The sequence below is a fragment of the Sulfitobacter sp. M05 genome (assembly GCF_029285175.1).
Classification (GTDB): Bacteria; Pseudomonadota; Alphaproteobacteria; order Rhodobacterales; family Rhodobacteraceae; genus Sulfitobacter.
Window position 1 is genome coordinate 180,356 of the sequence record NZ_JABEDH010000003.1, and the last position, 16,124, is coordinate 196,479.

At 58.6% G+C, this 16,124-nt stretch carries 18 protein-coding genes; 7 read left to right on the plus strand and 11 right to left on the minus strand.

The annotated features are described in order from the left end of the window. Positions 1-59: 59 nt before the first annotated feature. The 3 genes from HKX44_RS14605 to trxB all read right to left on the minus strand — a co-directional run bounded on the left by HKX44_RS14605 (position 60) and on the right by trxB (position 4,660). Entirely contained in the window at positions 60-1,775 is a 1,716-nt protein-coding gene (locus HKX44_RS14605; RefSeq protein WP_276152096.1) for a bifunctional sulfate adenylyltransferase/adenylylsulfate kinase, read from the minus strand. 139 nt (positions 1,776-1,914) lie between these two features. Beyond that, positions 1,915-3,606: an adenylate/guanylate cyclase domain-containing protein gene (locus tag HKX44_RS14610; protein ID WP_276152097.1), complete on the minus strand. Its 1,692-nt coding sequence runs from the start codon at positions 3,604-3,606 to the stop codon at positions 1,915-1,917. A gap of 100 nt (positions 3,607-3,706) precedes the next feature. Next, positions 3,707-4,660: a thioredoxin-disulfide reductase gene (trxB, locus tag HKX44_RS14615; RefSeq protein ID WP_276152098.1), complete on the minus strand. Its 954-nt coding sequence runs from the start codon at positions 4,658-4,660 to the stop codon at positions 3,707-3,709. Between the two features lie 214 nt (positions 4,661-4,874). Here trxB and HKX44_RS14620 point away from each other — a divergent pair, with 214 nt between their 5' ends. Next, on the plus strand, positions 4,875-5,375 hold the full coding sequence (locus HKX44_RS14620) for an Lrp/AsnC family transcriptional regulator (protein ID WP_276152099.1): 501 nt from the start codon (positions 4,875-4,877) through the stop codon (positions 5,373-5,375). A 40-nt stretch (positions 5,376-5,415) separates the two neighbouring features. On the opposite strand, the gene HKX44_RS14625 is transcribed toward HKX44_RS14620, so the two are convergent. The 5 genes from HKX44_RS14625 to lgt form a co-directional block, all read right to left on the minus strand. Further along, positions 5,416-6,204 carry a Hint domain-containing protein gene (locus HKX44_RS14625; protein ID WP_276152100.1) on the minus strand — a complete coding sequence of 263 codons (789 nt, stop codon included), beginning with the start codon at positions 6,202-6,204 and terminating at the stop codon, positions 5,416-5,418. A 414-nt stretch (positions 6,205-6,618) separates the two neighbouring features. Beyond that, positions 6,619-6,762 carry a hypothetical protein gene (locus HKX44_RS14630; protein ID WP_276152101.1) on the minus strand — a complete coding sequence of 48 codons (144 nt, stop codon included), beginning with the start codon at positions 6,760-6,762 and terminating at the stop codon, positions 6,619-6,621. 289 nt (positions 6,763-7,051) lie between these two features. Further along, a complete protein-coding gene (pgeF, locus tag HKX44_RS14635) occupies positions 7,052-7,807 on the minus strand; it encodes a peptidoglycan editing factor PgeF (RefSeq protein WP_276152102.1) in 756 nt (251 codons plus the stop codon). Beyond that, positions 7,804-8,865 (minus strand): SAM-dependent methyltransferase, encoded by a 1,062-nt coding sequence (locus HKX44_RS14640; RefSeq protein ID WP_276152103.1) that lies wholly within the window; start codon positions 8,863-8,865, stop codon positions 7,804-7,806. The genes pgeF and HKX44_RS14640 overlap by 4 nt, the downstream gene beginning before the upstream one ends. After that, positions 8,862-9,746: a prolipoprotein diacylglyceryl transferase gene (lgt, locus tag HKX44_RS14645; protein ID WP_276152104.1), complete on the minus strand. Its 885-nt coding sequence runs from the start codon at positions 9,744-9,746 to the stop codon at positions 8,862-8,864. The genes HKX44_RS14640 and lgt overlap by 4 nt, the downstream gene beginning before the upstream one ends. Before the next feature lie 93 nt (positions 9,747-9,839). Here lgt and HKX44_RS14650 point away from each other — a divergent pair, with 93 nt between their 5' ends. The 4 genes from HKX44_RS14650 to HKX44_RS14665 all read left to right on the plus strand — a co-directional run bounded on the left by HKX44_RS14650 (position 9,840) and on the right by HKX44_RS14665 (position 12,062). Then, complete coding sequence (locus tag HKX44_RS14650) at positions 9,840-10,085, plus strand: accessory factor UbiK family protein (RefSeq protein WP_276152105.1); 246 nt, start codon at positions 9,840-9,842, stop codon at positions 10,083-10,085. A gap of 297 nt (positions 10,086-10,382) precedes the next feature. Then, complete coding sequence (locus HKX44_RS14655; RefSeq protein ID WP_276152106.1) at positions 10,383-10,883, plus strand: YbjN domain-containing protein; 501 nt, start codon at positions 10,383-10,385, stop codon at positions 10,881-10,883. 32 nt (positions 10,884-10,915) lie between these two features. After that, complete coding sequence (gene proC, locus HKX44_RS14660; RefSeq protein ID WP_276152107.1) at positions 10,916-11,731, plus strand: pyrroline-5-carboxylate reductase; 816 nt, start codon at positions 10,916-10,918, stop codon at positions 11,729-11,731. Continuing rightward, entirely contained in the window at positions 11,724-12,062 is a 339-nt protein-coding gene (locus HKX44_RS14665) for a tRNA-binding protein (RefSeq protein WP_276152108.1), read from the plus strand. The genes proC and HKX44_RS14665 overlap by 8 nt, the downstream gene beginning before the upstream one ends. A 100-nt stretch (positions 12,063-12,162) precedes the next feature. Here HKX44_RS14665 and HKX44_RS14670 read toward each other — a convergent pair whose 3' ends face one another. Continuing rightward, the gene (locus tag HKX44_RS14670) at positions 12,163-12,720 is read right to left on the minus strand and encodes a hypothetical protein (RefSeq protein ID WP_276152109.1); all 558 of its coding nucleotides are present in this window, start codon (positions 12,718-12,720) and stop codon (positions 12,163-12,165) included. A gap of 116 nt (positions 12,721-12,836) precedes the next feature. Next, the gene (locus HKX44_RS14675) at positions 12,837-13,421 is read right to left on the minus strand and encodes a thymidine kinase (protein ID WP_276152110.1); all 585 of its coding nucleotides are present in this window, start codon (positions 13,419-13,421) and stop codon (positions 12,837-12,839) included. Positions 13,422-13,729: 308 nt separating this feature from the next. Here HKX44_RS14675 and HKX44_RS14680 point away from each other — a divergent pair, with 308 nt between their 5' ends. After that, positions 13,730-14,188: a hypothetical protein gene (locus HKX44_RS14680; RefSeq protein WP_276152111.1), complete on the plus strand. Its 459-nt coding sequence runs from the start codon at positions 13,730-13,732 to the stop codon at positions 14,186-14,188. Next, entirely contained in the window at positions 14,181-14,897 is a 717-nt protein-coding gene (arsH, locus tag HKX44_RS14685; RefSeq protein ID WP_276152112.1) for an arsenical resistance protein ArsH, read from the plus strand. Before HKX44_RS14680 ends, arsH begins: the two co-directional genes overlap by 8 nt. Positions 14,898-14,902: 5 nt before the next feature. Here the strand turns inward: arsH and HKX44_RS14690 are convergent, their stop codons facing one another. Continuing rightward, the gene (locus tag HKX44_RS14690; protein ID WP_276152113.1) at positions 14,903-16,027 is read right to left on the minus strand and encodes a beta-ketoacyl-ACP synthase III; all 1,125 of its coding nucleotides are present in this window, start codon (positions 16,025-16,027) and stop codon (positions 14,903-14,905) included. Positions 16,028-16,124 lie beyond the last annotated feature (97 nt).

Sequence of the window (16,124 nt, forward strand, 5' to 3'; positions counted from 1 at the left end):
AAAAGCGCGGCCCGTTCAGGACCGCGCTTTCATCTTTGGACTGCTCTGATCAGGTTGGTTTACCCTGAGATAAGTCCCATGCTTTCCAGCTTCAGCAGAACCTGATGGGCGCAGTTGTCGACTTCGACGTTTTCTGTCTCAACGCTGAGTTCCGGGTTTTGCGGAACATCGTAAGGGTCTGAAATACCTGTGAACTCTTTGATTTTGCCTTCCCGTGCCAGCTTGTAAAGGCCCTTGCGGTCACGGCGTTCGCATTCTTCGAGGCTGGTCGCGACATGCACCTCGACAAAGGCACCAAAGTCTTCAACGTCTTCGCGTACCGCACGGCGTGTGGTGGCATAGGGGGCGATGGGCGCGCAGATGGCGATGCCGCCGTTTTTGGTGATCTCTGACGCAACATAACCGATGCGGCGGATGTTTAAATCGCGGTGTTCTTTGCTAAAGCCCAGTTCGGAGCTGAGGTTTTTGCGCACGATATCGCCATCCAGCAAGGTCACAGGACGCCCGCCCATTTCCATTAATTTGACCATCAAGGCGTTGGCAATAGTGGATTTTCCCGAGCCGGAGAAGCCAGTGAAAAAGACCGTAAAGCCCTGTTTGTTGCGCGGCGGGCGGGTGCGGCGCAGTTCCTGCACCACTTCGGGGAAAGAAAACCACTCGGGAATTTCCAGACCTTCCTGCAAGCGACGGCGCAATTCTGTGCCCGAGATGTTCAGGATGGTCACGTTTTCCTTATCTGCAATCTCGTCTGCGGGTTCGTATTGGGCGCGTTCCTGCACATAGACCATGTGTTTGAAATCGACCATTTCGATGCCCATTTCTTCCTGATGTTCGCGGAACAGGTCTTGTGCGTCATAGGGGCCATAGAAATCCTCACCGGCAGAGTTTTTGCCGGGGCCTGCGTGGTCGCGGCCCACGATGAAATGGGTGCAGCCGTGGTTTTTGCGGATCAGCCCGTGCCAGACCGCCTCGCGGGGGCCGGCCATGCGCATGGCAAGGTTCAGCAGGGACATGGATGTGGTGGCCTGTGGATATTGATCCAGCACCGCCTCGTAACAGCGCACGCGGGTAAAGTGATCGACGTCGCCGGGTTTTGTCATGCCGACAACAGGGTGGATCAGCAGGTTTGCCTGTGCTTCGCGCGCGGCCCGGAACGTCAGTTCCTGATGGGCGCGGTGCAATGGGTTGCGGGTCTGGAAGGCGACAACCTTGCGCCAGCCAAGTTTGCGGAAATAGGCGCGCAATTCGTTCGGGGTATCGCGGCGGCCTCGGAAATCATAATGCACCGGTTGCTGAATGCCGGTGATCGGACCACCAAGGTAGATTTTGCCGGCCTGATTGTGCAGGTAGTTGACCGCAGGGTGGGCTGGGTCATCCGCGCCAAAGACCTTTTCAGCCTCATGTGCTTTGTTCGGTGTCCAGCTGTCGCTGATGGTCATGGTGGCGAGGATCACCCCCTCTTGATCGCGCAGGGCAATGTCCTGTCCGATCTCAAGCGAAGCGGCGAACTCTTCGGAGACATCCAGCGTGATCGGCATGGGCCAAAGCGTGCCATCGGCCAGCCGCATGTTGTCGACAACGCCGTTGTAGTCTTCTTCGGACAAGAACCCCTTAAGCGGGTTGAACCCGCCGTTCATCAGCAACTCCAGATCGCAAATCTGGCGTGGCGTCAAATCGTGGCTGACAAGGTCGGCCGCTTCGTTTTTCATTTTTTGGGCGGACTCGTAGGATACGTATAGCTCTGGAATGGGAGCAAGATTTGTCAGCATATTCATAGTTTTTCTCGTTTATTGCCTCAGACTGCGCTGGTTGATTGATCGCCCTATGCCGCGTGATTGCGGCAAAAGTCTAGCTATGCTGCGGCAATATCCATAAAAATAGGAGAAAGTCGCGGGTTTTGCGGCATTTTGGAACCTATGTCTCTTTATCGCGGGGAAACCGTGCCAGTTGTACAGCGAGGTCACGGGCGTCGATTACGGGCCATGCCAGCAAGGGTGTGCTGAGGCCGCGCAGGGTGAGGGCGTGCATGTGATCTTCGGCCACCCTATGTCCCGCGACCCGCAGCAGGGGGAATGAGATGAACGCCTGCACTTTGTGTTCCTTGGTCACCCCTTCAAGGCGGGAGGCCGTGTTGACGGTGTCGCCAATCAGGGTACGGGGGGCCTGACCGGCGGCCCCGATTTCCCCCAGCACGACATCCCCCAGATGGGCACCTATGCCGATGGCAACGGGATTTTGGCCTTCGCTTGCGAGGGTTGCGTTAAAGTCGGCCAATGCCTGTGCAATGCCTTCAATGGCGCGCAGGGCTGCCTGCGCCGAACTGTGCGCGTCAGGCAGTTCGAATACGGCAAGAAAGCCGTCGCCCAGATATTTATCAACCGTGCCGCCCTGTGCGTTGATCGCTGGGACGATGGCGTCAAAGAACCTGTTCAGCAGGAACACCACATCATAGGGCAGTTGCCCGGTGGTGCGGGCGGTGAACCCGCGCATGTCCAGAAACAGCAGGGCCAGTTCCTTTTCCTCGCCCTGACTGGCGTGGCCGCGATGTTTGCTGTGTCCGTCCGGTTGAAAGACGCGCAGCACTGTCATCGGTTCAATTGGTTTGATCTGGCAGGCCAGTCGGGTGTGGGATTCCGCGCCGACGGCGGCAAGGCTGCGGGCCTCGGCTTCGCTGGGGGGATGCAGCCACTCTTGCCCTTCTTCGATCACCACGCGACAGGTGGTACAGCGCCCGCGTCCGCCACAAAGCGAGGCATGGGGCACTCCGCGCAGGCGCGACATTTCCAGCAGGGTCAGCCCGCGTGGCGCGGTGATCCGGGTGCCGCCGCCATAGCCGATTGTGACGGACCTGCGCCGCGCCCGGATGTATTTCACCAGATAGGCCAGTGCGACAACGGCCATCGCCGCCCCGAAGAACCAGCGCAGCTGTTCGGTGAGACTGATCAATTCGCCAAAAGTTTCACGGTTGGGAAAGTTGAAGTGCTGGATCAGTGCGTCGCGGGCTGCCGGATCGGCAAACTCGGCCTTGATGCGCCGCCCTTCCACCAGAAACCCGGTGAGGGCAAAGGCGGGTATCAGCGCGGCGAGCCCCGCGAGTGTGGGAAGGTTGCGCCGCCACCATGCCTTGCCGCGCAGCCAGAAATGCAGACCCGTGCAGCCGTGTGTCCAGACCACCAGCAACAGCAGGGTTTGCTTCCAGCCGTCTGCGGTATTGTAGAGCAGCAGCATGATATAGCCCATTTCGTCGTTGACGCCGTAGACTTGATGGGCAGTGCGGGTGTGGATCAGATGGGCGACCAGCAGAACCGGAATAAGAATGCCAAGGCCGATTTGCACAGCCTCCCACAGAGGCATACGCAGGGTGCCGCGCCGGGCCAGCTTGACCAAAGCGAGGATGATGTGGATGGCAAAAGCACCATATAGCAAGATCGAACCCGCGATGCTGCGGGTTACCAGCTGGCGGGTGTCCTGCATGGCGTCCATCCAGACCGGTGAAAACAGGCCAAGCCCGATGTTGAGAAAGTGGAAAAGCGCATAGGTAAACAGGACCAGCCCGCTAATGATGCGCAAACGCGTGACCAGACTGCCACGCCATAGATCGCTCATTTTGTGCCCTCCTGCCTCTAGCACTGCGCAAGGAGAGTGGGGGCGTCAAGTCTGAGGTTCAGATTGCCGCCCCTTCAGTGTGGGGTTTTAGGATCAGGACCTAGGCGGTTTCATCGCCGACTTCGGCCAGAAAACGCTCGGCTTCGAGGGCGGCCATACAGCCCATGCCGGCAGAGGTCACCGCCTGGCGGTATTTGTGGTCGGTCAGGTCGCCCGCGGCAAAAACACCGGGGATCGAGGTTTCGGTGCTGTCGGGTTTTGTCACGACATAGCCGCCCATGTGGGTTTCCAGCGTATCCTTAACCAGCTCGTTGGCGGGGGCATGGCCGATCGCGACAAAGACGCCTTTGCAGGGGATGTCGGTGATCTCGCCGGTTTTGGTGTGTTTGACTTTCACCCCTTCGACGCCCAGCGGGTTGTCGGTGCCGTAGACTTCGTCCAGCTCGTGGAACCACAGTGGCTCGATCTTGGGGTTCTTTTCCAACCGGTCAATCAGGATGCGTTCCGCGCGCAATTCGTCGCGCCGGTGGATCAGTGTGACCTTTGAGGCGAAATTGGTTAGGAACAGTGCCTCTTCAACAGCAGTATTGCCGCCGCCGATCACGACGATCTCTTGGCCGCGATAAAAGAAGCCGTCGCAGGTGGCGCAGGCAGAGACACCGAAGCCTTTGAACTTTTCCTCGGTCTCAAGACCCAGCCATTTGGCCCGCGCGCCGGTGGCAAGGATCACTGCGTCGGCCACATAGGTGGTGCCGCTGTCGCCTTTGGCGTGGAACGGACGGCTGGACAGATCCAGATCGGTGATGATGTCGCCGATGATTTCCGTGCCCATTGCTTTGGCGTGGGCTTCCATGCGGACCATCAGGTCGGGGCCTTGCACGTCGGTGTCACCGGGCCAGTTTTCAACTTCGGTGGTGGTGGTCAACTGGCCGCCGGGCTCCATGCCCTGTACCAAAATAGGTTCCACCATGGCGCGGCTGGCATAGACGGCGGCGGTATATCCCGCGGGGCCGGAGCCGATGATCAGAACCTTGGTTTTGCGTGTATCGGCCATCTGGCACCTCTGAAGACATTATTTGCAGCCCGCCTGATATAGACCTGCACGCTGGTATCTTAAACCCCCCAACGCGCCGGCATTTGGATAGCCCTGAGGGAGGACAACCCCGCGTCAAACGGGAATGATGGAAAGATTGTTACGCTTGAATGTAATATTATTGCGACTGGCGACGCCCCTGCTATAAGAATCGCAAATTCAAGAAGGAAACCCCATGACAGGCTCACGCCTTGACCCGATTGACCGGAAAATTCTGGCCGAGCTACAATCCGATGGGCGGATGACCAATGTCGAACTGGCCAAACGGGTCGGCATTTCTGCGCCGCCCTGTTTGCGCCGGGTGCGCACGCTGGAAGAACAAGGGTTTATCCGCGGCTATCACGCTGATGTTGATGCGCGCGAGCTGGGATTTGAGGTGCAGGTATTTGCGATGGTTGGCCTGCATTCGCAAGCCGAAGCGGATCTGAGCGCCTTTGAACAGAAGTGTCGCGGGTGGCCCTTGGTGCGCGAGTGCCACATGCTGAACGGGGAAGTTGATTTCGTTTTGAAATGTGTCGCCCCGGATCTGTCGTCTTTTCAGGCCTTCCTTACCGGCGATTTGTTGACCACTCCGAATGTGGAAAGCGTCAAGACATCGCTGGTGATCCGCTGCGCCAAGGATGAGCCAGGCGTGCCCTTTGACGTATTGGAAAAGCGGCTTGAGGTGGCCCCCTGAGGGCAAGACTCAGGGGAGCGACAAAAAGCGCGCAGGGTGGTTAATTGGCCGCGAGGCGGGTTTCGGATGCCTGAGCCGGTTCGGGCGCGCGCGGATGGGCCAGCGGGCCAAAGTCGGTAACATGGCTGATCCGGGGGAACATGGCCAGAAACCTGTCGCGCAACGACTGTGCCACACCGTGAATCGCTTTGGAGCCAGGGTGAAAGGTTTCCATTTCGATACCGCCGACACGGATCGCAGCATGGCGTTCAAGGCAGATGTGGAACAAACGAACGGGTGTTGGAGGGACCACCTCGATCACGTTTACACCATCCAGAAAGGCGCGGACCGGTGTTAGCAACTGTTGTTCGCCGGCCTCGGCCCGCAGGTGATGCGGCGTGTGCAGAATACGCGCGGCGGGACCGACAGTAAGGAAGGAACTGGGGCGGCCTTGCCCGAAGGTATCGGCCATAATGCGCAGCAGGGGCGTACGCCGGCCTGCATCCGCCGGAACAAAATTGCTTGAACCGATCCAGATCAATTTGGCGGCCTCACCCGTTGAGGTGTTGACCATATCACCCGGCTGCAAATCCTCGACGGCGACGTCACCCTGTGGTGTCGCGATCAGCGTGCCGCGCGCAAAGGCGGAAAACGCATTTTCGAACAGGGGCACAGCCGGCGCTTTGTCCTGACCGATGTAAAGTGATCCGTCGCTGCGCAACGCCGCCACTTCGAAACTGCGCATCGGCATTTTCGTGGTGGGCAACACCCCCCGTGCAGAGGGGGTGAACCCTCGTGAATTCAAACCGTTTGCGGTTGGGCGTGCGCCCAGAGCAGCAGTCAGTGTCATGCGATCACCTTTTAGCAGGTTGTCACATCCGTGTTGGCCCCCACCAACAAGCACGGAAATAACCAATGTCATTTCGTCTTTGATGGAGACTAAAACACCTTATTGGCGGTTGATTGTCAAAGTTTGAACAACATTGGCCCCGGATTTCGCGCCAATTCGGCGGCCTTGGCCCATTCTGTTTCCGCTATCGGGAGGGGGGGTGCCACATTTCCGGTCAAAAATTCAAAAACAATGCCCCGCCAGCGAATCAACGCAGGCGGGGCGGGCATATCGTCTTAGAGCGTCACGCCTTAGGCTCAGGTTAAAGGCGGGGCGCTTTAGAGGGTAACCAAAGAACTCGTTAACCCGTCAAAACCTTGGAGGAGGCCGTATGGGAGGAGGGATAATGGTGCAGCTTTGGTGAACGCACTGTCTTCAGGCGCTGCGGCGTTCCGGCTTGTCAGTGCTTCGTTTGGCGATAAAGGCGCTGCGTCGTTTGCCGCGGGCCCATGGCATGACAGTGTCTTCTTTGGCTGCGGCTGCGACGACACCTTTGATGAAACGTGTGTTGGTTTTCATGGGCTCAATCCTCGATCTCTTGTTTGCGGGCTTGGTTGCCCTTTGCTTGAGGATCAATATGACGGTGCAATCAGGCCGGTTTTTGGCAACGATGCAGTTTTTCTGAAAAACCTCGAAAAATTTCGGGCCAGTTTGTGACAGGGTTGCCTTAATTCGTCGCGCGCCCTGTTTTTATGGCTGTAAGGGGCTGGGTTGTGATCAATCACGAAGGAAAGCGGGGATTGTTTCCAGCTTTAGCACGCTCAATCGGGCGGTGACGGGGCAATCTCTGCCCCAATTATGCCAAGTTCTACAACGTGATGGCGGCGATCAGCCGGCCATAGTCGGCGTCTTTTGCATGGGTGGCGCGGCGGTAGGAATAAAAGCGGCGGGCATCAGCATAGGTGCAATGGCGGGTCCATTCCGCCACGCCCACACCCGCTCCGCGCAGGCGGCTGAGCCCGAAGCCGGGCAAATCAAACAACAACCTGTCACCGGTGCCTTGGGCAAAGAACCGGTCAAAGCTCGTGTCTTCGGCCAGAAAGCCCTCAAAGAACTCCGGGCCGACTTCATAGGCACCTTGGCTGATGCAGGGGCCGATTACCGCTGTGATATTCTGGCGGTCCGCGCCCAAGCGCTGCATCCCGTCGATGGTTGCCTCAAGGACGCCGTCCAGCGCGCCGCGCCATCCGGCATGTGCCGCACCGATGACACCCGCGTGTTTGTCGGCGAACAGCACCGGCTGGCAATCCGCGGAGAGCACTGACAAGGCAACACCGGGGGTGCGGGTCACCATGGCGTCGGCCTTGGGTTTGTCCGGCAGCGGGCCGGTGACCTCGACCACAGTGGCGGAATGAACCTGATGCACCCCGACCAGATGATCCGCCGCCACACCCATGGCATCGGCCACCCGGGCGCGGTTGATATGTACGATATCTGTCTGGTCACTGCTGCCGTAACCACAGTTCAGTCCCTCGAACACGCCGGAGGAGGCTCCGCCGCGTCGCGTGAAAAAGCCATGGCGGAGACTGCCAAGGTGATCGGAGGTCAATATTTCGAGTGTCATGGGTCCACTCCCGGCGGGGGGGCACTTCCTTGTGGGTAGAGTGCCATTACCTTGAACAGATTTCCCATTTCTTCGGGATGCGTCAACCTGTGATGCGCGGCAATGTGGGTTTCCAGCGCAGCGCCGGTTAACTTGGTGGCGAGGTTTTGCGCCCGTTGGGTGATGCCAAGGCGTTCAAGGAAAACGCCCTGCGGGGTAAGAGCAGAATGGGCGCAGCTGGCCCCGGCCTGTGCCAGCGCGGCAAAATCCACATGTGCGGTCAGGTCGGCGTCGCCGGGCGTGCCCAGCGGCGGCACTTTCTGATGGTCCCGCAGGGCTTGCAAGGTATCGCCGGTGTGTTGCCAGCCACCGTAATCAACGATCAGCGCGACACCGCCGTGGGCCGCAATGCGGGCCGCGATTGTATCCATCACCGGGGCGATGGCGGCACAGCTTTCGATCAGATCACCGTCTTGGGTCGTGTCCAGCCGCGCGGTCAAGGCGGGCTGGGCCTGAGCGGGGGCAAGACCGAAAGTCAGGCTGCCGTCATGCAGGCCGACCTGACGTTCGCGCCAGCCGCTGCCGTCGCGCAGGAATTGACGGATCGGCAGGGCGTCGAAAAATTCATTGGCGATCAGGAACAGGGGCTGCTCGGGCAGAGCTTCAAGGTCATCGGCAAAGGTCACCCTATGGCCGGCCAGAGTTTCGGTCTGGATTGCACGCAGGGTGGGGGAGGCCTCGACGAGGGTGATTTCTGCGGCCTCGATAAAGCCGGGCACGTTGCGACAGGCGCGCAGGGCATCCGCCATCAAGGTCCCGCGCCCCGGTCCCAATTCGGCCAGTGTAAACGGGGTAGGGGCCCCTTGGTCCAGCCACGTCTGGGCGATGCACAGGCCCAGCACCTCGCCAAACATCTGACTGATTTCGGGGGCGGTGATGAAATCACCTGCCGCGCCAAAGGGGTCGCGGGTGGTGTAATAGCCCATTGTCGGATGCAACAGGCAGGTGGTCATATATTCGTCGATCCGCATCGGCCCCTGCGCGGCGATCCGGGCTTTTATATGTGCCGTCAGGGTCATGTCGTGCGGCGGGCCCGCAGGATAAAGAACACACCGACCAGCACCATGGGGATGCACAACAGCTGGCCCATGGTCAGCCCATAGCCGCCGCTGTGAAGCGCGAGACCCAGCGGGTTGCCCGGAGAAATAAACTGTGCGTCCGGCTGGCGGAAAAATTCAACGGCAAAACGCGCGGCACCGTAGCCGGCGAGGAAGACGCCCATCAGTAGGCCGGGGCGTTTAAAGGCCCCTTTGCGCCAGGCCATCCATATCAGCACAAGGCCGAGAACCAGACCTTCCAGCAGGGCCTCATAGAGTTGTGAGGGGTGGCGGGCGCAGATGCCGGCCACATCCGGGCAGTATTGGGCGGCCTGAGTGGGAAAGGCGACGCCCCAAGGCAGATCCGTTGGCCGGCCCCAGAGTTCGGCATTGATGAAGTTGGCAATGCGTCCCAGAAACAGGCCGGGGGCAAGGCCAAGCGCCACAAGATCGCCAACCGACAGGGTGTTCAGCCGGTAACGTTTGGTAAAGAAGAACGCTGCGACGATGACCCCGATGGCCCCGCCGTGAAACGACATGCCCCCCTCCCAGAGTTGCAGCACGCGCAGCGGGTTAGAGAGGTAGTAGTCGAATTGGTAGAACAGGACATACCCCAGCCGCCCGCCAAGGATCACACCGAGGATGACCCAGAACAGCAGATCTTCGATCTTGCCGGGGGTCATTACCGGTTGGTCATTGTGCCACAGGCGCGGGGTGCGGGCGGCACTGACAACCAGTCGCCATCCCAGCAGGATGCCGACGATATAGGCCAGCGCGTACCAGCGCAGGGCGAAATCGACGCCAAACAGGGTAACGGAAAAAATCTCGGGCGAGATGTTGGGGAATTGGAGCATTGCATTCATGGCGGTGATTGAGACGGTCTGTCACGGGATGTCAACCTTGCCTGAGCGGGCACGACACCCCATATAGGGGACAAGCAACGCCCGGAGGCCCAAATGCAAACCCGTAACAAGTTTTTCGACGACATGTCCCAGATGATGACAAATGCAATGGGCGTGGCCCAAGGTGCCAAGGATGAAGCCGAAAATGCCCTGAAGGGGATGATGGACCGCTGGTTGGCGGATCGCGATTTTGTCACCCGCGAAGAGTTCGATGCGGTGCGCGCCATGGCGCAAAAAGCCCGCGAAGAGAACGAGGCGCTGAAGGCGCGTCTGGATGCGTTGGACGCCTCCAAGGGATAAATCCTCTCGCTGCGGTGCTTTCTCGCGTGCCGCAGCATTTCAATCTGCCCTTGCTTTTGAGTTTAAGGGCAAGATGAAGATCGGCCCCTGCGCCCCATATATGGGTGTTTTCAGGTCTTTGGGTCGCTTTCTCCACAAGATATTGCAGTTATCCCCAGAAAAAGGCTTGCCAGACGTGGCTGCTATGCCCACCATATCTGGTATGGGCGGTTGGGTGACCAACGGTCTGTTGTGGAGGCATCCAAGTCTGGTGCGGTGAAACGCGGCAGCGCTTGGACAACGAACAGAGGTGTCGAAATGGCCCTGACCGAGCAGTACCTTGAAGAAGAAATCCATCCGATTGATATTGTCGAAAATCTGGCGGCCTATCATGAGTGGGACTTTGACCGGATATCGGATGAGCAGATTGCGATGTCTGTGGAAGGGCAGTGGCGCACCTATGCCATCACCCTTGCGTGGTCGGCGTTTGACGAGACCTTGCGCCTGATTTGTACGTTCGAGATGGACCCGCCAGACGACAAGTTGGGCGGGTTGTTCGAATTGTTGAACCATGTGAACGATCAATGTTGGGCTGGCGCATTCACCTATTGGGCCGAGCAAAAGTTGATGGTTTACCGCTATGGCCTGGTTTGTGCTGGGGGTGTTGATGCCAATGCCGAACAGATCGATACCATGATCGGGGCGGCGGTCATGTCGGCCGAACGGTATTATCCGGCATTGCAGTTGCAGGTCTGGGGCGACACCTCGCCGAAAGAGGCGCTTCAGGTCGCCATTGCAGAGGCCTACGGGCGGGCGTAACAGTTTCCCTGAAATAACTCGGGGGATGTGAGATGAAAGACAGCCGTATTGCCGAACGGGGCCTTGTGCTTTTGGGCTGTGGCAAGATGGGGTCGGCGATGCTGGCGGGATGGCTGGCACGGGGGTTGCCCGCCGCTTCGGTTTGGGTGCTCGATCCGTTTCCGTCTGACTGGCTACGCAGCACCGGGGTGCATTTGAACGCAGCGCTGCCGGAAAAACCGGCGATTGTATTGGTTGCGGTCAAACCCCAGATGATGGCCGAGGCATTGCCCAGTTTGCAGGCGATGGGTGGTGGCGACACGGTTTTTGTCAGCGTCGCAGCCGGCACGACAATCCGCTATTTCGAGGAAACCCTTGGCGCGGGCACCCCTGTGGTGCGGGCCATGCCCAACACGCCAGCGGCGATTTCACAGGGCATCACGGCGATTGTTGCAAATGATGCGGCCGGATCTGCCGGATTGGATGAGGCGGAAACCCTGTTAATTGCGGTCGGTCAGGTGGTGCGTTTGAGCGAAGAGACGCAGATTGACGCGGTCACCGGGGTGAGCGGATCCGGCCCGGCCTATGTTTTTCACATGATCGAGACGATGGCGGCGGCAGGTGAAGCCGAAGGCTTGCCCGCAGAATTGGCTCTGCAACTGGCCAAAGCTACGGTCGCGGGGGCAGGGGCGCTGGCGTTGCAGTCTGAGGAAAGCCCGTCGCAACTGCGGGTCAATGTGACCTCGCCCAATGGCACCACACAGGCGGCGCTGGAGGTCTTGATGGACGAGGCGGAAGGGTTCCCCGCTCTGTTGCGCCGTGCGGTCAAGGCCGCAGCGGACCGGTCGCGGGAGTTGGCCAATGGCTGAAATTGAATTTGATGATTTCATGAAGGTGGATATTCGCGTGGGCACTGTGATCCGTGCGGAGCCTTTTCCCGAAGCGCGCAAGCCGGCGATCAAGCTTTGGCTGGATTTCGGGCCGGAGATTGGCGAACGCAAGACGTCCGCGCAGATCACCGCGCATTACGATCCGCAGGGTTTGGTTGGCAAGCAGGTGATGGCGGTGGTGAACTTCCCGCCGCGCCAGATTGGGCCGTTTATGTCCGAAGTGCTGGTCTTGGGCGTGCCGGATAAGGAGGGAGCGATTGTGTTGCTGTCGCCGGATCAGGATGTGCCAACTGGCGGGCGGATGCATTAGGCTCTGGGCGCAAAACCTTATAGCGTGTTGAGTAAAATTTGGCCCGGTTGGTCGAACGCGAAAAGCGATATATGATGGCTCAGGTTAAAGGCGGGACGCTTTAGTTGTTCTTGTCGCTGTGTTGCGCTGCCAGATCAAGGAAACGGGTGATGCGTTTGCCTTCAAGTTTCACCGTTGTGCAACAGGCGACCCATTGGGATTTGCCGGCGCTTTTCGCGTCGATGAGGCCTTTCATCGTTGACGCCACGGCGCTGTGGGAAGATTTGGCCATGGGTTTCAGGACCTTGATCTGTTGGTCGATCACTTTGACCAGTTTCTTCTGTGCCTGTTCCTGTTTTTTCAACGCGCCGGCGACGCGTTTCGAACTGTCCTTGATCTCTTTTTCAAGCTTTCCGAAGACGGGATAGGGGATTGGCACCGGGCCGGCAGGTGCGGGGGATTTGGTGACATCGGGAAAACGCTGGAAGGCTTTGGTAAAGGCCTTGTGCTGTTTGTCCATTGCGCTGGCCAAAGCCGCGGTTGCGGTGTCTATGTCCTTGCGAGCCGTTTCCAGTGCTTTGGTATCTGCGGGGGTGTCTTTTGATTTGGCGACAGCGGTATCCAGATCTTTCAACTTCGCAAACTGCTTTGGTTCGGGCTTCTTTGGCTTGACGTCCATCGTCAGCCTCCCCTTTTTTTGAAAATGCATCATTTGAGTATGTCGGTAAAAGTACCGGCAGATTGCATTTTCTCAAAGCGGTAGTTGTTTTTTCTTCGGTTGTCGTCGCTTGACTGTCAGGCGCTGTCGCCCACGGCCTCGCGCCAGTGGCGGCGGCACAGGGACACATAGGTTTCATTGCCGCCGATCTGAACCTGTGCGCCGTCTTTCATGGCGACACCCTTGGCATCCATCCGCACAACCATCGTGGCCTTCTTGCCGCAATGGCAGATTGTGCGGACTTCGCGCATTTCGTCAGCGAGGGCGAGCAGGGTGGCCGATCCGGGGAAAAGTTCCCCGCGAAAATCGACACGCAGGCCGAAGCACATGATCGGCACATGCAGGTCGTCCACAACCCGCGCCAGTTGCCAGACCTGTTCGGTCTCCAGAAACTGGGCCTCGTCGACAAAGACGCAGGCGCAGGGGCCTTCGCTAAGGCGTTGTTTCAGCTTGGCAAACAGGTCTTCTCCGGGGCCGTAGGTATCGGCCTCTTCGCCGATGCCGATCCTTGATGCGATGCGCCCCTCGCCGGCGCGGCCATCGAATTGCGCGGTCAACAGATAAGGCACCATGCCGCGTTCGACATAGTTATGCGCGGCCTGCAACAGCACCGTCGATTTGCCGGCGTTCATCGTGGAGTAGTGAAAATAGAGTTTTGCCATGGCGGCCTGTTACGACAAAAGCTGTGACGTGTTCAAGGCAACTGCGAAGGGCAGAGTGTGAGGAAGAGCTGTACGAGCCCGCATACCCCGTAAGGTCCGATCTGCCGTGCGGAGCAGTCCGAACAGGGGGGCATGCGAACCCGTAAACACCCCGACTTGTGGGTCTGGGTACTCATGAAGTCCCGCCACGAGGACGGGATGGTTGGTAAATGCCATTTACGGCCCCATAAATTAATGGGAAAAGCCAAGAGGCATTCCCCCGCAGTGCGGACCGGGGGCTTGTCATAGATGTTTGGGGAACAGGACATATGGCCAATATCGGCAGCTATTTAAAGAAACACACCGAAGCCTTGGTTAAAGATGTGGGTATTGAGCCCGCGTGCGACGTAACCGGAAAGTCGAAGGCGACGTTGGGGCGGTATTACTCTGACAATGACGAACATTCCGATCGATTTATGCCGATTGATGCAGTTGCCCAGCTTGAACAGGTTTCCAGTTACCCCCATGTCACCGCTGCTTTGGCGGAGCTGAAGGGGATCGGCCTGAATTTTGAGGACCGGCGTGACAATGCCCCGCGCAAGGGGGGGGTGAATTCCGATGTGATCGCGTTGTCCCAGCGTTTTGCGATGCTGATGGCCGAATACCAGCAGTCGATGGAAGACGGCAAGATCAGCGTCAACGAGGCCAAGCGGCTGTTGAAAGAGACAACCATGCTGCAACAGGTTCTGGTTGATATGAAACTGAACCTTGAGGACGAAAGTGACTGATTCCCTTCCTTCGCTGAACGCAAGCCAACTGCCGAAAATTGATGTTGATGCGCTGAAGGCATCGGATGACCCCGGGCACAAGCCACGGATTTTGCTTTTGTACGGGTCGCTGCGGGAGACGAGTTACTCTCGCAAGGCGGCAGAAGAGGCGGCGCAGATACTTGAGTATCTGGGGTGCGAAACGCGGATGTTCGATCCCGCAGGGCTGCCTTTGCCCGATAGCGCAGAGCCGGACCATCCAAAGGTAGTGGAGTTGCGCGAGCTGGCCGTCTGGGCGGAAGGCATGGTGTGGTCCAGTCCCGAGCGTCACGGCGCGATGACGGGGATTATGAAGTGCCAGATCGACTGGTTGCCGCTGTCCTTGCAGGGCGGCATCCGTCCGACACAGGGCAAGACGCTGGCGGTGATGCAGGTGAGCGGCGGGTCACAGTCCTTTAACGCGGTGAACCAGATGCGCATTCTGGGACGCTGGATGCGGATGGTGACGATCCCCAACCAGTCCAGCATTCCGAAAGCCTGGCTGGAATTCAACAGCGAGGGGCGTCTGCCGGAGGGGCCGTTTTATGCGCGGATCGTCGACGTGATGGAGGAACTGGTCAAGTTCACATGGATGGTGCGCGGGCGCGCCGGCTATCTGGTGGACCGCTATTCCGAACGGGTCGAATCCGTGGACGAAGTGCATAAGCGTGTGTCGAAAAAGGCCGACTGAGACGGTTAGCCGTGTTTTTCGACGATGACCGACCCAACAGAATACCCCGCGCCGAAGGAACAGATTAGACCGGTATCGCCGTCTTTCATGTCACTGGAATGTTTGGAGAATGCGATGATCGACCCCGCCGAAGAGGTATTGGCGTAGTCTTGCAGGATATTGGGTTGCTCGCCGTTCTCAGGCGGGCGGCCCAACACTTTGCGGCCGATGAAATCGTTCATTGATTTATTGGCCTGATGCAGCCAGAGCCGTTTGAGATCACTGGCCTGCACGTCATTGTCGGCCATATGACCGGCAATGTGATCGGCGACCATGGGCAAGACTTCCTTGAACACCTTACGCCCGTTCTGCATGAACTGCATGTCGCGCCGGTCGGCCAGACCATCCGGGCGAGAGCGGCGCAGGAACCCGTTATTGTTGCGAATGTTGTTGGAGAAATCCGTTGCGCAACGGGTTGATTTAATTTCGAAATAGGGGCCTGCCGCGTCTTCGGTCCGTTCAATCAGGGTGGCGGTTGCGACATCACCGAAAATGAAATGGCAGTCACGATCCCGCCATTCAAGGTGGGCTGAACAAATCTCGGGGTTAACCACCAGCGCGCTGCGGATTGAGCCGCTGCGCACCATGTCAGCAGCGGCCTGAATGCCGAAGGTTGCAGAGGAGCAGGCCACATTCATGTCGAAGGCGAAGCCGTTGATTTTCAACAGATCCTGAATTTCAATCGCAACGGCAGGATAGGCTCGTTCCAGATTTGAGGCGGCACAGATCACCGCGTCGACATCGGCGGCGGTCTTGCCCGCCTGCGCCAGAGCCTTTTGTGCTGCGTCCAGTGCCATTTCGGCCATCACGCCGGGTTCATCGTCGCTGCGTTGGCGCAGGACCGGATGCATGATTGTGGGGTCAAGAATGCCGGTCTTATCCATCACATAGCGTTGTTCAATGCCACTGGCCTTGAAGATGAATTCCTCCGAGGAGTGCGCCTTTTCCGGCATGTCGCCTGCTTTGATCGCGGCGGCGTTTTCGGCATTGTAGAGATCAACATAGGCGTTGAAGGCGACAACAAGCTCTGCGTTGGTGATGATTTCGGAGGGGGTGAAAACACCGGTGCCGGTGATGGCTGGTTTATACATGCGAACCTCTTGAGTTGAGGGAGAATAGACCCGCGCGCCGGGGCTCTGCAAGGGGGACTGCGGGGCAGGTTTCAGTCAGGAAGAATTAAGACATCCA

Coding starts and splice junctions, on each gene's coding strand:
- pgeF (WP_276152102.1), bottom strand. CDS start 7,807: ATGACACTCGAAATATTGACCTCCGATCACCTTGGCAGTCTCCGCCAT.
- HKX44_RS14650 (WP_276152105.1), top strand. CDS start 9,840: ATGCAAACCCGTAACAAGTTTTTCGACGACATGTCCCAGATGATGACA.
- HKX44_RS14680 (WP_276152111.1), top strand. CDS start 13,730: ATGGCCAATATCGGCAGCTATTTAAAGAAACACACCGAAGCCTTGGTT.
- proC (WP_276152107.1), top strand. CDS start 10,916: ATGAAAGACAGCCGTATTGCCGAACGGGGCCTTGTGCTTTTGGGCTGT.
- HKX44_RS14630 (WP_276152101.1), bottom strand. CDS start 6,762: ATGAAAACCAACACACGTTTCATCAAAGGTGTCGTCGCAGCCGCAGCC.
- HKX44_RS14670 (WP_276152109.1), bottom strand. CDS start 12,720: ATGGACGTCAAGCCAAAGAAGCCCGAACCAAAGCAGTTTGCGAAGTTG.
- HKX44_RS14620 (WP_276152099.1), top strand. CDS start 4,875: ATGACAGGCTCACGCCTTGACCCGATTGACCGGAAAATTCTGGCCGAG.
- HKX44_RS14640 (WP_276152103.1), bottom strand. CDS start 8,865: ATGACCCTGACGGCACATATAAAAGCCCGGATCGCCGCGCAGGGGCCG.
- trxB (WP_276152098.1), bottom strand. CDS start 4,660: ATGGCCGATACACGCAAAACCAAGGTTCTGATCATCGGCTCCGGCCCC.
- HKX44_RS14655 (WP_276152106.1), top strand. CDS start 10,383: ATGGCCCTGACCGAGCAGTACCTTGAAGAAGAAATCCATCCGATTGAT.
- HKX44_RS14605 (WP_276152096.1), bottom strand. CDS start 1,775: ATGAATATGCTGACAAATCTTGCTCCCATTCCAGAGCTATACGTATCC.
- lgt (WP_276152104.1), bottom strand. CDS start 9,746: ATGAATGCAATGCTCCAATTCCCCAACATCTCGCCCGAGATTTTTTCC.
- HKX44_RS14625 (WP_276152100.1), bottom strand. CDS start 6,204: ATGACACTGACTGCTGCTCTGGGCGCACGCCCAACCGCAAACGGTTTG.
- HKX44_RS14690 (WP_276152113.1), bottom strand. CDS start 16,027: ATGTATAAACCAGCCATCACCGGCACCGGTGTTTTCACCCCCTCCGAA.
- HKX44_RS14610 (WP_276152097.1), bottom strand. CDS start 3,606: ATGAGCGATCTATGGCGTGGCAGTCTGGTCACGCGTTTGCGCATCATT.
- HKX44_RS14665 (WP_276152108.1), top strand. CDS start 11,724: ATGGCTGAAATTGAATTTGATGATTTCATGAAGGTGGATATTCGCGTG.
- HKX44_RS14675 (WP_276152110.1), bottom strand. CDS start 13,421: ATGGCAAAACTCTATTTTCACTACTCCACGATGAACGCCGGCAAATCG.